General features: G+C 69.1%; 12 protein-coding genes. 4 read left to right on the forward strand and 8 right to left on the reverse strand.

Annotation, left to right across the window (positions count from 1 at the left end):
* Positions 1 to 7 precede the first annotated feature (7 nt).
* Positions 8 to 1,264 (reverse strand): LCP family protein, encoded by a 1,257-nt coding sequence (locus tag BLV57_RS29220; RefSeq protein ID WP_091294096.1) that lies wholly within the window; start codon positions 1,262 to 1,264, stop codon positions 8 to 10.
* A complete protein-coding gene (locus tag BLV57_RS29225) occupies positions 1,252 to 2,805 on the reverse strand; it encodes an LCP family protein (RefSeq protein WP_425426050.1) in 1,554 nt (517 codons plus the stop codon). Before BLV57_RS29225 ends, BLV57_RS29220 begins: the two co-directional genes overlap by 13 nt.
* Before the next feature lie 153 nt (positions 2,806 to 2,958).
* Here BLV57_RS29225 and rfbB point away from each other — a divergent pair, with 153 nt between their 5' ends.
* The 3 genes from rfbB to BLV57_RS42990 all read left to right on the forward strand — a co-directional run bounded on the left by rfbB (position 2,959) and on the right by BLV57_RS42990 (position 5,761).
* Complete coding sequence (gene rfbB, locus BLV57_RS29230; protein ID WP_091294291.1) at positions 2,959 to 3,951, forward strand: dTDP-glucose 4,6-dehydratase; 993 nt, start codon at positions 2,959 to 2,961, stop codon at positions 3,949 to 3,951.
* Positions 3,952 to 3,958: 7 nt separating this feature from the next.
* A complete protein-coding gene (gene rfbD, locus BLV57_RS29235; protein WP_091294099.1) occupies positions 3,959 to 4,843 on the forward strand; it encodes a dTDP-4-dehydrorhamnose reductase in 885 nt (294 codons plus the stop codon).
* Between the two features lie 372 nt (positions 4,844 to 5,215).
* Positions 5,216 to 5,761, forward strand: coding sequence for a hypothetical protein (locus BLV57_RS42990; protein WP_143047172.1), 546 nt, complete (start codon positions 5,216 to 5,218; stop codon positions 5,759 to 5,761).
* Positions 5,762 to 5,811: 50 nt separating this feature from the next.
* Here the strand turns inward: BLV57_RS42990 and BLV57_RS42995 are convergent, their stop codons facing one another.
* From BLV57_RS42995 to BLV57_RS29265, 6 genes are all read right to left on the reverse strand, one after another.
* Positions 5,812 to 6,807, reverse strand: a complete 996-nt coding sequence (locus BLV57_RS42995; protein ID WP_143047173.1) for a CU044_5270 family protein — start codon at positions 6,805 to 6,807, stop codon at positions 5,812 to 5,814.
* Entirely contained in the window at positions 6,804 to 7,358 is a 555-nt protein-coding gene (locus BLV57_RS29245) for an RNA polymerase sigma factor (RefSeq protein ID WP_091294102.1), read from the reverse strand. Before BLV57_RS29245 ends, BLV57_RS42995 begins: the two co-directional genes overlap by 4 nt.
* A gap of 81 nt (positions 7,359 to 7,439) precedes the next feature.
* Complete coding sequence (locus BLV57_RS29250; RefSeq protein WP_091294104.1) at positions 7,440 to 8,423, reverse strand: ArsR/SmtB family transcription factor; 984 nt, start codon at positions 8,421 to 8,423, stop codon at positions 7,440 to 7,442.
* A gap of 147 nt (positions 8,424 to 8,570) precedes the next feature.
* A complete protein-coding gene (locus tag BLV57_RS29255; protein ID WP_091294106.1) occupies positions 8,571 to 9,656 on the reverse strand; it encodes a glycosyltransferase family 4 protein in 1,086 nt (361 codons plus the stop codon).
* Positions 9,649 to 12,162 (reverse strand): glycosyltransferase, encoded by a 2,514-nt coding sequence (locus BLV57_RS29260; protein WP_091294107.1) that lies wholly within the window; start codon positions 12,160 to 12,162, stop codon positions 9,649 to 9,651. The genes BLV57_RS29255 and BLV57_RS29260 overlap by 8 nt, the downstream gene beginning before the upstream one ends.
* A 30-nt stretch (positions 12,163 to 12,192) precedes the next feature.
* Positions 12,193 to 13,116: a glycosyltransferase family 2 protein gene (locus tag BLV57_RS29265; protein WP_245757562.1), complete on the reverse strand. Its 924-nt coding sequence runs from the start codon at positions 13,114 to 13,116 to the stop codon at positions 12,193 to 12,195.
* 18 nt (positions 13,117 to 13,134) lie between these two features.
* On the opposite strand from BLV57_RS29265, the gene BLV57_RS29270 reads away from it, so the two are divergent.
* Positions 13,135 to 14,199 carry a glycosyltransferase family 4 protein gene (locus tag BLV57_RS29270; protein WP_091294295.1) on the forward strand — a complete coding sequence of 355 codons (1,065 nt, stop codon included), beginning with the start codon at positions 13,135 to 13,137 and terminating at the stop codon, positions 14,197 to 14,199.
* The last annotated feature ends 8 nt before the right edge of the window (positions 14,200 to 14,207 follow it).

Here is a 14,207-nt window from a genome sequence, read left to right on the forward strand (position 1 = left end):
CACCACACTAATTGACGCAGGGGACCGAGGGAGTCGCTGCCGCGGGTGCGCCACCGCCACCGGTGGGCGCGGTGCGGCCGACCAGGCCGAGCAGGAACTTGCGGACCGCGGCCGGGTCGACCTCGACGATGCTCTGCTGGCCGTCTTCGCTGCGGCCGTTGGCGTTGACCACGGGAATCGTCTCGAAGGCGATGCTGCCCGACGCGATGCTCTTGACCTGCTGGGCGAAGTCGAGCAGGTCCAGACCTTCGTCGAGGACGATCGACTTGTGGATCGCCTCGATCAGGTTGCCCATGGTCGACGGGCTGGCCAGCGTGCCTGCCGACAGCACCTGGTTGATCGCCGAGGACAGGAACGCCTGCTGCCGCACGATGCGGTCCAGGTCGCCACGCGGCAGGTTCTTCCGCTGGCGCACAAAGGAAAGCGCCTCGCCGCCGGACACCTTCTGCTCGCCGCGGCGGAAGTTGGCGCCCGAGTCGGCGTCCGAGGTCGAGTGGTTCAGGCAGACGGTCACGCCGCCGAGCGCCTCGGTGAGCAGGTAGAAGCCCAGCAGGTTGACCTCGGCGTAGTGGTCGACGCGGACCTGGGTGAAGTCCTGCACGGTCTGGACCAGTACGCGGCGGCCCTCCTGATCGGAGTCGCGCTCGATCTTCTCGCGGTCCTTCTCGCCCTCGCCGCGCCGCGCGGAGGCGAACTTCTCCTTGGCGACGCCGTACGCCGAGTTGATCTTCGTCTTGCCTCGCCCCGGCACCTCGACCCAGGTGTCGCGCGGGATCGAGACGACCGACGGCTTGCCGCCGTTCTTCGGGATACGCAGCAGGATGATCGTGTCCGTGCTGACGCCGGGGTTCTCCTCGGTGCGCAGCTGCTTCAGCATGCGCAACGGCAGCTGATGGCCCTGCTGGTCCGTCCGCGCGTCGCTGCCGACCAGCAGGATGTCGTTCGCGCCGTCGTCGGCGGGCGGCGCGGCCGGGTCGTCCGGCTTGCTCAGCGCGTTCGTCGTCGGGAGGTTGTTCTGGACCTGCTCGGTCGCGACGTACGCGTACCCGCTCGAGGCCAGCGCGACCACCGAGAGCAGGGCCAGCCCGATCTTCCCGGCCAGCCGGAGCGGGTGCCCGCGACGAGCCTTGGGCTCCTCGGGTGCGGCTTCGGGCTCGCCCTCGGCTTCTTCGGCTGCTTCGGGTTCCGGGGTGGGGGCGTCCTCGTTCTTCGGACGAGGGTAGGGCGTCGGCTTCGGACGCTCCTCCCCGTCTAGTTCACGCAAGGCACGCCACCCGCGGTGATCGGCTTCTGTTCGGGCGTCGGCGAGGCCGAACTCGAAGCCGAAGACGGCGTCGAACTCGGCTTCGGCGCCGAGCTGCTGGTGGGCGGCGCCGACGCCGTCGCGGTCGTCACGCCCTTGAAGTCCTTGCCGAGCAGCACTCGCGCGTGCCCCTTGGCGACGTCACGGTCCGGCTCCAGCTCGACCGACTCGCCGAGCACCTGCTTCACCAGCTCCACCGAGGCCTCGTCGCCCGGCGCGAACCGGACGACCGTGGTGGCGCGCGGCGCGAGCTTGGTGTTCTCGCCGAGCTGGAAACCCTTCTCCGACAGCGCCTGCCGCGTCTGCTCGCCGAGCCCGGTGCCGGTGCCGTCGAACAGGTCGATCGTCACGGCTTCGGCGCCCGCGAGCTTCGCGCCGGGCTTCTCCTCCGGAGCGTTGGGGTCGTGGACGAGCTTGGCCACCGCGGCCCGCACCTCGACCGGGTCGACGCGCAGCACGTCCGCGCCGCCGATGACGGCGTTACCCTGGGTCGGGATCGTGTGGAACTCGATGTTCCCGCCGGTCAGCCCGCGCATCTGCTCGGCGAACTCGAACAGGTCCCAGCCCGCCGAGAGCACGACGGACTTCTTCACCGCGTCGACCAGCTCGGAGATCTTGAACGGGTTCGCCAGCACCGAGCCGGACAGCACCTTGTTCGCCAGCCCGGACAGGAACGCCTGCTGCCGGACGATGCGGTCGAGGTCGCCGTTGGGCAGCCCGTGCCGCTGGCGCACGAACGCGAGCGCCTGCGCGCCTTCGATGGACTGCCTGCCTGCCGGAAGGTCCACTCCGGACAGTCGTTCCTTCACCGGCGCGTTGAGGCAGACGTCGATGCCGCCGATGGCCTTCGTCACCTCGTAGAAGCTGGCGAGGTTGACCTCGGCGTAGCGGTCGATCATGCCGGGCTTGCCGATGAACGTCTCCAGCGTCTGGATGAGGTTCTTGCGCCCGGCGATCTTGGCCTTGCCGTCGACGTCCTTGAGATCCGAATTCCCTTGTTGCTGCAGGGTTTTCGAGGTGTCGTTGTAGGCGTACACGTACGCGCTGTTGAGCCGGTGCTTGCCGAAGCCACCGCTGATCTCGACCCACGAGTCACGCGGGAACGAGATCGCGATCGCGCGCCTGCCGTCCTGCGGGATGTGCACCAGGATCATCGTGTCGGTCTGGCGCTCGCCGTCGGAGATGCCACCGTGCAGCATGTCGAGCACCTCGCGCGACAGCGGGTTGCCCTGCGCGTCGGTGCGGCTGTCCTGGCCGACCAGGAGGATGTCGATCGCGCCGTCGAGCGGCTTCGCGTGGAGCTGGTTGTTCTCGAAGACGTCGGTGGTGGCCAGTCCCTCGTTCGGGTCACCGATGAACTGCCAGCCGTACCAGGTGACGGTGAGTACCGCGACGGACACGAGTGTCACCAGTGTCTTCCCGCCACGGCGCGCCAAGGTGCCCGCACCATGGTCACGACGGCGACGAGGTGCGGGGATAGGTTTCGGTGGCCACTCGGTCACGCTCGGTCCTCCCCGCCGACAAACCCCTGGGCATGAGCTTGCCCCCGGGTCCAGATTACCGACCTGATGTAAGGCGTCCGTACGACGGGAGTGCGGCGACAGCGGCCGTGGAACACTGGGCGAGGCGGCACGACGTTGCGAAGGGAACGGAACATGCGGGTACTGGTCACCGGCGGCGCGGGATTCATCGGTTCGCATTATGTGCGACAGGTGCTGACCGGCGCATATCCAAGCCTCTCCGGTGCCGAGGTCGTGGTGCTCGACAAGCTGACCTACGCGGGCAGCGAGGAGAACCTCGCGCCGGTCGCCGACGACCCCAGGCTGCGCTTCGTGCGCGGCGACATCTGCGACCCGGTGGTGGTCGCCGAGGTGATGACCGGGGTCGACCTGGTCGTGCACTTCGCCGCGGAGTCCCATGTGGACCGTTCCATCCTCGGGTCGGCCGACTTCGTGCTGACCAACGTGCTCGGCACGCAAACCCTGCTGCAGGCCGCCCTTTCGGCGAACGTGGGCAAGTTCGTCCACGTCTCGACCGACGAGGTGTACGGCTCCATCGCGGAAGGCTCGTGGTCGGAAGATCACATACTGGAGCCGAATTCGCCTTACTCGGCGTCGAAGGCGTCCTCGGATCTGCTGGCTCGGTCGTTCTTCCGCACCCATGGGCTGCCGGTGTGCATCACGCGGTGCTCGAACAACTACGGGCCGTACCAGTTCCCCGAGAAGGTCATCCCGCTGTTCGTCACCAACCTGCTCGACGGCCGGAACGTGCCGCTGTACGGCGACGGCCTCAACGTGCGTGACTGGCTGCACGTGGACGACCACTGCCGCGGCATCCAGCTGGTCGCCGACGGCGGGCGTCCCGGCGAGATCTACAACATCGGCGGCGGCACCGAGCTGAGCAACCGCGAGCTGACCGAGCGGCTGCTGGCCGCCGTCGGCGCTGGCTGGGAGCGGGTCGAGCCGGTCGAGGACCGCAAGGGCCACGACCGGCGCTACTCGGTCGACATCACCAAGATCAACAAAGAGCTCGGCTACACGCCTCTGAAGACCTTCGAGGACGGACTGGCCGAGACCGTCCGCTGGTACACCGAGAACCGGCCCTGGTGGGAGCGGCTCAAGGACCGCGCCGCGCTGACGGGAAAGTGAGTCTTAGTTGCTGACAGTTCTGGTGCCCGGCGGGTCGGGACAGCTCGGGACCGACCTCGCCGCGCTGGCGAACGGCGACGTCAAGGTGACGGCCATGGGGTCGAAGGACCTCGATCTCACCCGGACCGGTGACGTCATCCGCGTGGTGACCGAGTTCGCGGACGCGGCGAAGGACGCCGGGCACCGGCCCGTGGTCATCAACGCCGGCGCGTACACGGCGGTCGACAAGGCCGAGACCGAGGAGGAGCGCGCCTTCGCGGTCAACGCCGACGGCCCGCGCGTGCTCGCGGCCGCCTGCTCGGCACGCCGGGTGCCGCTGGTGCACGTCTCGACGGACTACGTCTTCCCCGGCGACGCCTCGCGGCCGTACGAGGTCACCGACCCGATCGGGCCACGCAGCGCCTACGGCCGGACGAAGGCGGCCGGCGAGGACGCTGTGCTCGGCTCGGGCGCGCGGGCGTGGATCGTGCGCACCGGCTGGGTGTACGGGAAGACCGGGCATAACTTCGTGCGCACCATGGTGCGCCTGGAGGGCGAGCGCGACACGGTGTCCGTTGTGGACGATCAGCGCGGCGCGCCGACGTCTTCGGCCGACCTGGCGGCCGGGCTGCTGGAACTGGCGGGCCGGATCGTCGAGGGTGAGGCACCGGCGGGCCGCGTCCTGCACTGCACGGGTGCGGGGGAGACGACCTGGTTCGGCTTCGCGCGGGCGATCTTCGAGGCGATCGGCGCGGATCCCGAGCGGGTGAAGCCGTGCACCAGCGCGGACTTCCCGAGCCCGGTCGCGCGGCCGGCGTACTCGGTGCTGTCGAACGCCTCGTGGGCCGAGGCCGGGCTGACGCCGCTGCGGCACTGGCAGGAGGCGTTGGCCGCCTACTTCCAGGGCTCGTGAGTTCCGTTCATCGGTAACCGGTGGAACCGTGCTGTGCGAATTGAATGCGCCATCGGCTGGGTGGCGAATTTGGCGTTGACTTGTCAAGTGGTTGATCGACATTGACCGGAAGTTGCCGCTCGTTCAGGGCTTTTCAGGCTTTTGGCCCAACTTGGCGGCAACTTTCCGGCGAGATCGGCAAATGACTTGAAGGGCTGTGGCCGAAGTCGGTAGCGTCAAGATCACTCGGGCTTCGCCTTGAGTGCACGCAGGGGGAAGTTTCGACGCGATAGTGGTACCTAATGGTGGCGTGTTTATTCCGTGTGCCATGGGCTCATGAGGAGAGGGTGGGGAATTGTGAATTGGAGTATTTCGGGAGAGAGAACGAGACGTTTGATCGTTGCCGCCGTGGTGGGCGCCGCGACGGTCGCGGCGATGCCGGGCGTCGCCGCGGCCGAAGGAGTGGATGCCCTCAATCAGGGTAAATACTGTGCGATGCTGGTCGACAAGGCTCCGGAGGGAAAGGTCTCGCCGGTTCTGGCGGAGATCTGTTCGGATACGTCGGCTGCGGATGTGGATGCCAGGATTGTGGCCGAATCGGCCAGGATTGCCGCCAGTCGGGGTGTTGAAGCGGCGGCTCCGATTCCGATCATGTACTGGTATGAAAACATCCACTATAATCTCGATTCTCCGGGTGGTTTCACTACGATCTACGGGAATTCCGGATCATGTGACTCATCGGGCTATCGAGTTGAGCCATCTTCCTGGTGGAAGGCGCGGCTGTCTTCGCTCTTGGGTAATAACGACTGCTATGCCGCCAAGGTGCACAATCGTGCTTTGAGCTCGGCTGAGACATTCGGTCTCACTTATGGCGGCAGCGGCTGGTGGCTCGGCGGATACAGTGACAATGTGGGGCTTGTTCAGGCCTACAACGGCTGATCATTCGTAAGCAGGCCCGGTCCGCCGGCGGACCGGGCCTGCGCGGGGCCTCACGGCCGGGTTTGTGTGTCAGTCACGAAGGCCGACTTCAGCCACACCTTGTAGTGAATGGTCGCGGGTGTGTCGACCGGGCCACCGATGGCGTCCTCGTCCGAGCTCAGGCCCACGGACTCGGTCGCGAGCAGATAGCCGGTCTCAGGGTCGACCAGCAGATACTGACGTTGCTTCGGGAACCAGCCCCCAGGTTTTTCCACGGGTGTTGAGATGGCGATCGCCGCACGGCCTGCGCGGTCGGTTGTCGCTCCCTCGACGGTCACATCCGGCAGTGAAGCGAGAACGTGCAGCAGTGCCGCTCCGGTAGCCGGATCGTCCAGCCGATCCGTCCAGATTTTCGCCGCGGTCTCGAACCAGTCGCCGGTCGTCCGCCCCTTTCCTTCCTCAAGTAGCCGCGCCGTCAGCTCTTCGGTGGTTGCCTTCCCCATGTCGGCCACGGCTGGATGAGGCTGCGAAGTGAACGGAGCGTCGATTCTCGATGGGCCCCCGGCTGCAGCCGGTTCGCGACCTTGCTCGACGCGAAGGATGCGGCCTTTGCCATCCGGGTTCAGCCATACCTCTTGGTGGTATTCCGCAAGACCCGCATCGATGAATCGCATGGCGGTGGTCACAGATGTGCCAAAAGCCCACTCTCGGAGCTTGGTGTAGAAAACCTGGCCATGCCCGCCCGGTGGGGGCTGCTTCCCAGCGCGGTCGGCCAGGCCGGTGAGCACCGTGAACGGCGAGCCTCCGGAGGCAGGCTGGATGGTGAGGAGTGGCGGTGTGGCGATCGGCGTCGAAGATGGGCCGAACTTATTCGCCACCACAACCGAGCTTGAAACCGCGACGACAGTGAGGCTTGCGGCGACCAGAACGCGCCGTCGCGTGAAGCGCGGCTGGTCGATGATCTCGGATGCATGCTCCCACGGTGGACGTTGGGCGCGAGGCGGGACGTTCTGGGGGAAATCCAGCGCCGCAAGTCGGCGCAGCGTGTCGTCGACGTGTCGCTTCATTGGCTTCCGTCCTTTGCGGAGGAGTGCGTGCTCGCTGCGAGGTCGCGGCCGTCGTGGAGCCTGCTGTCGAGCTTGGTCACCGCGTCGGCGAACCGGTTGCGTGCACGATGCAACCGGACCGCGAAGGCCACCGCCGAACAACCGGCGACCCGAGCGGCGTCACGTCCGGACAGGCCATCCCATTCGGTCAGCATCAGGGCTTCGCGTTCCTTGTCGGTCAACGTGGCCAGCGCCGTCAGCAAGGTGGTCCGCTCGACCACCGCGGCGCCGGGGTCCAGGGCGGCGTGTTCGCCACAGCGCGCCAGCTCGGCGGCGATGACATCCTGATGATCACGGCGTCGTCGCTGGTTGGCGATGGTGTTGCGGGCGGTCACGAGTAACCACGGCAGCGCGGGATCCGGCAGCTGCTTGCGTTTGCGCCAGGCGATGAGGAAGGTCTCATCGGTCGCGTCGTGAGCGTCGTCCGGTGGGACCCGGCGCAAGGAGTAGGCGAGAACTCGCGGATAGAGGGCTTCGTAAAGCTTGGTGAAACCCTCTTGGTCGACCCCCATGGACGGTTGTCCTCCCGGTCCGACGGCTGCTGTCACTGAGTACTGTCGCGGGCGTCGCCGATTCTTACATCGGGATCGGGGTCAGGTGAGGATGTCGATGAGGGAGTCGCCGCGGTCGGTGCGCCGGAGCCGGACGTGGCGGCCGTGGCGTTCGCGGACGATCAGGCCCGCCATCTCCAGCTGACCACAGTGGTAGGTCGCGGTGCTCGCGCTGCAGTTGAGCACCGAGGCGATCTCGCCCATGGTGGCCGGGCGGCCGACCCGGCGCAGGATCAGCGCGCGCATCTCGCCGACGATCAAGGTCAGCGGATCGCCCGCGGCAGGCGGTTTCCGGCTTTCCCACAACAGGCCCATGCCCGGCATCGGGTAGCCGATCCACGCGACGTCCGGCTGCTCGAAGCTGAAGATCGACGCGCTGCTGCCGGAGATCACCGGGATGAGCAGCAGCCGCCGCCCGTTCAGCGAGAACTTCTCGGGGTCGACGTCGGGCACGTACAGGCTCGTGCCTTCGAAGCGGTAGCGCGAGTTGATGCCCGCGAGCAGCACGTCCAGCGTGCCGCCGACGACCGCGGTGCCGACGCGTTCCGTCTCGCGTTTGAGCAGCGGGTCCGCGCGCTGCCAGATGGGGGCGAAGGCCGTCCAGACCGCCTCCAGCACCCGGACGTAGGAGGCGATCCAGTGGCGTGGGTGGTCGACCACCGGCCGCCATTGCGGCGGCACGGCGCCGTCGAAATCGCTGGTCAGGTCGTCGAGGAGGACGTCGGGGGACAGGTCGGCGACCTGTTCGAGGTAGGTGGCGATGTCGGGGACCGAGCGGGCCGTGGTGTCCGGGGTCAGGCAGTACGGGACGCCCGAGTGGTCCGGCGCGAACAGCGGGCTGAGCACGTCGATGCTGTCGCTGGGCGCGTTGGCTCTGATGTGCGCCCGCCAGTCGGCAGGGATGCCCTGGGGACGGCCGCCGAGCGCGTCGGCGGTGAGGGAGAGCAGGGTGGCGCCGGGCTGGCTGACCACGGACACACCGAGCGATTCGACCGGACCGAGGTCCAGTTCGCTGAAGCCACGCATCTCGTGCCCTTCGTGAATCGCCGCCCTCGTTTTCAAGTTTATCGAAAAGGTGGCGCCGGGGCAGTGGCCGAGACAGGCTTCAGGTAGCCGCCACCGCGGTTACCTGGGGGTAGGTAATGGGCGTTTCCGCTGCGGCGGGAGCGCCCATTATCGATTGGCGGCCCGCTGATACGCCTTGATCGTCCGCTCGGCCGTGTGCCGCCAGGTGAAGCCGGCCGCGTGCGTGCGCCTCGCCGCCGAGGTCGTCACCACGTGCGGGTCGGACACGGCCGTGCGCAGCGCCTCGGCGAGCGCGTCGACGTCGTCGTAGGGCACCAGGCCCGCGCAGTCGCCGGAGACCTCGCGCAGCACCGGGATGTCCGTGCAGACCACCGGCACGTCACAGGCCATCGCCTCGAGGATCGGCAGGCCGAAGCCCTCGTCCCTGGACGGCAGCACGAGCGCGGACGCGCCGGCGACCACCGAGCGCAAGTCCACTTCGGACAGATAGCCGAGATGGGTCGACCGGTCGGTCAGCGGGAACGGGCCGGGGCCGACGAAGACGAGATGGGGCAGTTCCGGGTCGGCGTCGTGGGCGCGATGCAGCCAGTCCAAGCCCTTGCGCGGCCCGGAAGCGCCGACGAAGAGCAGGTACTCCTTGGGCAGCTTCAGGCGTTCGCGGCGCTCGTCGCTCGGCGGGCGCGCGGTGAACCAGGCCGGGTCGACACCGAGCGGGGTGACCTCGATCTTGCCGCGGTCGACGTCGAGGCGTTCCGCGACGATGTCGGCCACGGCCGCGGTCGGCGTGCAGATGATGTCCGCGCTCTTCGCGCCGCGGCGGACGAGTTCGGGCAGCTCGTGGTCACTGGGCGAGAGTTCGCCTGGCACGTCGAGGAAAGCGAGGTCGTGGATGGTCAGCACGCCTGCCGCGCGCAGGCGGCCCGGTAGTACGAAATTGGTGCCGTGCACGACATCCGTCACTCCGGCGAACAGCTCGACCGGCGGGAACTGGGACCGCACCCAGGCCTTGCGGAGCAACCGCGCGGCGACGGGGATGCCGCGTGCCTGAGTGCCGTGTGGCAGCGCGTGGCGCAGCTTTCGCCAGCCGCGCAGGGTGAACGCGACCGCGCGAATGTCCACATCGGACGAGGAGGCGAGTTCCTCGGCGAGCGAGGCGGTGTACCGCCCGACGCCGGTGCGGGCGCCGAGCAGGGGAGTGCCGTCCAGCAGCACGCGCAACGCCCGGTCAGCCACGGCGGATCCTCTGCTTCGCGACCTTGAGTACCCGGCCGCCGACCCGGCGGGCCAGCTCCTTCGGGCCGCCGTCGGCCAGGTACTCCTTGATCAGCGCGACGTCGCGGCGTAAGAACTCCTTGCCGCGTAACGGTTCCGTGGTGACCAGATCGGCCGAACCCGGCAGCCGGTCGGCGGCGGGGCGCGGGTCACGGCAGAACTCGACGAGCGGCTTCAGCGCGGTCGGCCAGGCGTACCGCTGAGCCACCTCGCCGATCCGCTCGACGCAGCCCTTGGCGAACTCGGTGTCGTACAAGGAAAGTTCCAGCGCGTCCGCCAGCGCGTCGACGTCCTCGGCTGGCACGACCACTCCGAGCCGCTCCTCGCGGACGAGGTCCGCGAACGCGTCGCCGTCGGTGGTGACGATCGGCAGCCCGGCCCACAGGTAGTCGAGCACCCTGGTGCGGAAGGCGAACGTGGTCTCGACGTGCTCGAAGTGTGTGGTGACGCCGCAGTCGGCGTCGAGCAGCCAGTTCTGGCGGTCCTCGAACGGCACCCAGTGCTCGTTGAAGAAGACGTGCTTCCCGGTCAGGCCCAGCGAATCCGACAGCGCGATGGTGCGCGCGCCGATGTCCATTTCGGCCACTTCGGGGTTCGGGTGCTTCATGCCGAGGAACACCAGCCGGACGTCGCCGCGGCGCTGCCGCAGCTTCTCCATCGCGCGGACCAGCGTCAACGGGTCGAACCAGCTGTAGACCCCGCCGGCCCACAGCACGACGTGGTCGGTCTCGGAGATGCCGTCGACCGTCGCGCGCAGGCCCGGCCCGGTGCGGACGGGCGCTTCGGGCGAGAGTCCGAAGGGGACGACCGCGAGCAGCGACTGCGTGGTCGGGTCCGCGTCGTAGAGGCGCGGCGAGAGCCTGCCGAGCGCGGCGAGGTGCCCGAGCCAGAAGTGCCGCTGCCGCTCGGACGCGCAGAGGAAGAAGTCGCCGCGCTCGAGTTGCGCGTCCAGCACCTTGGTGACGCCGATCAGGTCGAGCGCGCGCTTGTCGTCGGCGACGCCCTTGCCCTGTTCCAGCAGCTCCAGGTGCATCGGGTCGTACAGGTCGGCGACCACGATCTTGGCCGAGTGCTGCTTCTTCAGCGTCGGCGCGAGTTCGAGCACGTGACCCTGCAGGATCACGATGTCGGCCCACTCGATGGGCGCGGTCAGCTCGGTGCGCTTGGCCGCGCTCACCCGGAACGGCGCGGGCGGCGGCGACACCAGGGGGTTCGTGGTGACCAGGTGGACGTCGTGCTCGGCGCCGAGTGCGGCCGCGACGTTCCAGGCGCGGATCGCCGGGCCCGCCATCCGCTCGGTCAGCGCGTCGCCGGTGATCACGAGTACCTTGCGGCGCTCGCCGAAAACGCCTTCGATGCCGAACGCCTCGACCAGGATCTCGTGCGCCGCCAGATAGCGCGGCAACGGATAGGCGGGCTCCAAAGCCTTGCGCAGCAACGGGATCAGGTCGGCGTCGGTGCGGACGCGGGCGGCCTGCTCGACCGCGCGTGACTCGGCCAGCGACGGCAGCAGCTCGACGAACTGGTCGATCGCCAGCATGCCAGCGAGCGTGGTGCGCGGGATCGCCACCGGGTCCGTTTCGAGCGGCTGTCCTTTTTGGAGGTCCAGCTGGGTGGCGTCCAGGTCGCCGCGCGCGGTCGCCCGCCGGACGGCGAGTGCGAGCGCGGCGGGCAGCACCTTGGCCAGCGTCTCGTCGGAGAGGTTCTTGTACAGCGCCGCCAAAGCGTTGCGCTCCAGCAGGAAGGTCTCACGGCCGGAGTCCGGCGCATCCACAGTGGACATCGTGGCGTGATGCCGGTGATAGGTCAGCGACTCCGGCACGTACCGGACACGCCAGCCACGCAGGTTCAGCCGCCAGCCGAAGTCGACGTCCTCGTAGAACATGAAGAACCGCTCGTCGAACCCGCCCAGTTCGGCGAACACGCCGGCGCGGACGAACATGGCCGAGCCGGTGGCGAACAGGACGTCCTTGGCCACCTCGTGCTCGGCGGCGGGCACGTCCGCCAGCGGGCTGCCCGCGTGGCGCTTGTAGCCCATGCCGAACCAGGTCAGGCCGCCGTCGACGAAGTCGGTGCCGGTGCCGTCCCAGTCGAGCACCTTGCTCGCGACCGCGCCGACCGTCGGCTGCGCCCGCAGCTCGGCGACGGCCGCGCTGACCCAGCCGGGCGCGGGCTTGGCGTCGTTGTTGAGGAAGGCGAGGACGCTGCCTTCGGCGTGCTTCGCGCCGAGGTTGCAGCCACCGGCGAACCCGAGGTTCTCCGCCGAGTCGATCACCTTGACCTGCGGGAACGCCGCGCGGATGCGGCCGGCTTCGTCGCTGCCGGGGGTGTTGTCGACGCAGATGAGCTCTAGGCGCGGATAGTCCGGTTCGGTGCTGAGCGCGCGCAGGCAGGTCAAGGTGTCCTCGGCGCCGCGGTAGTTCACCACGATCACCGAGACCAGTGGCTGTGTCTCCCCCTGCGCCAAAGCGTGCTCCTTCTGCCGGTGTTAGGAAGGTTAACCGCCTGCCCAGGCGTCCCAAACCTCGCCTCGGTCGAGTGTTGCACCCGCCGCAATCTCGCGCCGGGCCCGCAGCGTCGCCGGCAGCCTGGTCAAGATCGCCGCGAGGACCCTCAGGCGGAGCGTGAGACGGAAGTTCGGCGCCTCGGGTTCCCCTCGGAACGGGAGCACGGCGGTCAGCGCGGTGAACTTCACGAGCTGCTTGACCGCGACGGCCGCCGGGGCGCAGCGCAGCAGCAAGAGCAGGCGGTTTCGCTCGTTCCAGAGGTGGAAACGGGGCGAACCGGGCGCGGTGCTCGCGCCGTGCAGGTGCTTGACCCTGGCCTCGGCGACCTGCCGGATGTCCCAACCCGCGAGGCGCAGCCGCCACGCCGTGTCGGTGTCTTCGTAGTAGCAGAAGAACTCGGCGGGGACGCCGCCGATCTCGCGCAGCACGTCCGTCCGGAGCAGGACGGCGCCGCCGCAGAAGCCGAAGACGTCCGGCGCCGGTTCGGTGAGGTCCGCGCCGTGGCCGTCGGCGGTGAGCCGGACGCCGAGCGACTGCGGCGAGCCGTCGGCGTGCTCCAGCCGTGAGCCCGCGGCGGCCGCCTCCGGTGCCTTCGCGAGTTCGTCCTCCAGTGCGGCGAGCCAGCCCGGCACCGGTTCGGCGTCGTCGTTCAGCCAGGCGATGAACGGGGTGTCCACAATAGACAGTGCGGCCGCCAGTGCGCCCGCGTAGCCCTTGTTGCTGCTCAGCCGTAGTGTCCGTGGCTTCGACGGGTGCTCGGCGAGTAGTCGCGCGGTGCCGTCGGACGAGCCGTTGTCGATCACCAGTGTCCTGTGTGGACGATCCTGGGTGGCGACCGCGTCGAGGCAGGCCGCGAGGTGGCCGAGACCGCGCCAGGTGACGATCACGACAGTGCTGACCTCGGGACTTCCCACGCCGAGCACAATACGGGCGTGCCCGAACTCGTCGTCATCGCGGAGCAGCTGCTCGCGCCCGTGCCAGGTGGCACCGGGCGCTACACGCGTGAGCTGCTGCGCGCGCTGGCCGAGACCGCGCCGCCCGGCTGGTCGGTGTCGAGCGTGGTCGCGCGGCACCCGGACGTCAGCGCCGCGCGGGTCGACGGCGTCGACGGGCCGCACCGGCTGCCGCTGCCGCCGCGCGCGCTGATCGGCGCCTGGCAGCTGGGAATGCCCTGGTGGCGAGGTGACGCCGTGCACGCTCCGACGCCGCTCGCGCCCGCACGGCCCAAGCGCGGCCGGACGCTTTCGGTGACCGTCCACGACACGGTGCCGTGGACCCACCCCGAGACGCTCACCCCACGCGGGGTGGCCTGGCACCAGGCGATGATCGCGCGGGCCGCGCGCCGGGCGTCCGCGCTGGTCGTCCCCACCCAGGCGGTCGCCCGCGACCTGGCGGCCCGCGTCTCACTCGACGCTCCCGTCCGGGTCGCCGGGCACGGCGTGACCGAGTGGCCGCTGGCGACCGGGATGGACCTGCCCAAACGCTACGTGCTGGCCATCGGCACCATCGAGCCGCGCAAAGGCATCGACGTGCTGATCGAGGCGATGAGCCGGTTCGACGCGCCGCCGCTGCTGCTGGCCGGGCAGCAGGGCTGGGGCGGTGTCGACCCCGAGCGGCTGGCCGCGGAGCACGGCGTCAAGCTCCGCGTGCTCGGCAAGCTTTCCGACGCCGAGCTGGGCGAAGTGCTGTGGCGGGCGAGCGCGCTGGCCGCGCCGAGCCTCGCCGAGGGTTTCGGGCTCCCGGTGCTGGAGGCGATGGCCGCGGGCGTCCCGGTGGTCCATTCCGACGCACCCGCGTTGGTCGAGGTCGCGGGCGGAGCCGGCCGCGTCTCGCCGAGGGGAGACGCCGCCGCGCTGGCGTTCGCGCTGGCAGAGGTGCTGGAGACGCCGTGGCTGGCCAGGGAGATGTGCGTGCGCGGGCTGAAGCGGGCGGGCGAGTTCTCCTGGAAGCGTGCCGCGCTCGCGGTATGGGACATCCACCAGATTCATGGTTCTTGAGTTGGCTG

Source organism: Amycolatopsis xylanica, assembly GCF_900107045.1.
In the GTDB taxonomy this organism is placed as follows: Bacteria; Actinomycetota; Actinomycetes; order Mycobacteriales; family Pseudonocardiaceae; genus Amycolatopsis; species Amycolatopsis xylanica.

Coding starts and splice junctions, on each gene's coding strand:
- rfbB (WP_091294291.1), top strand. CDS start 2,959: ATGCGGGTACTGGTCACCGGCGGCGCGGGATTCATCGGTTCGCATTAT.
- BLV57_RS42995 (WP_143047173.1), bottom strand. CDS start 6,807: ATGAAGCGACACGTCGACGACACGCTGCGCCGACTTGCGGCGCTGGAT.
- BLV57_RS29245 (WP_091294102.1), bottom strand. CDS start 7,358: ATGGGGGTCGACCAAGAGGGTTTCACCAAGCTTTACGAAGCCCTCTAT.
- BLV57_RS29250 (WP_091294104.1), bottom strand. CDS start 8,423: ATGCGTGGCTTCAGCGAACTGGACCTCGGTCCGGTCGAATCGCTCGGT.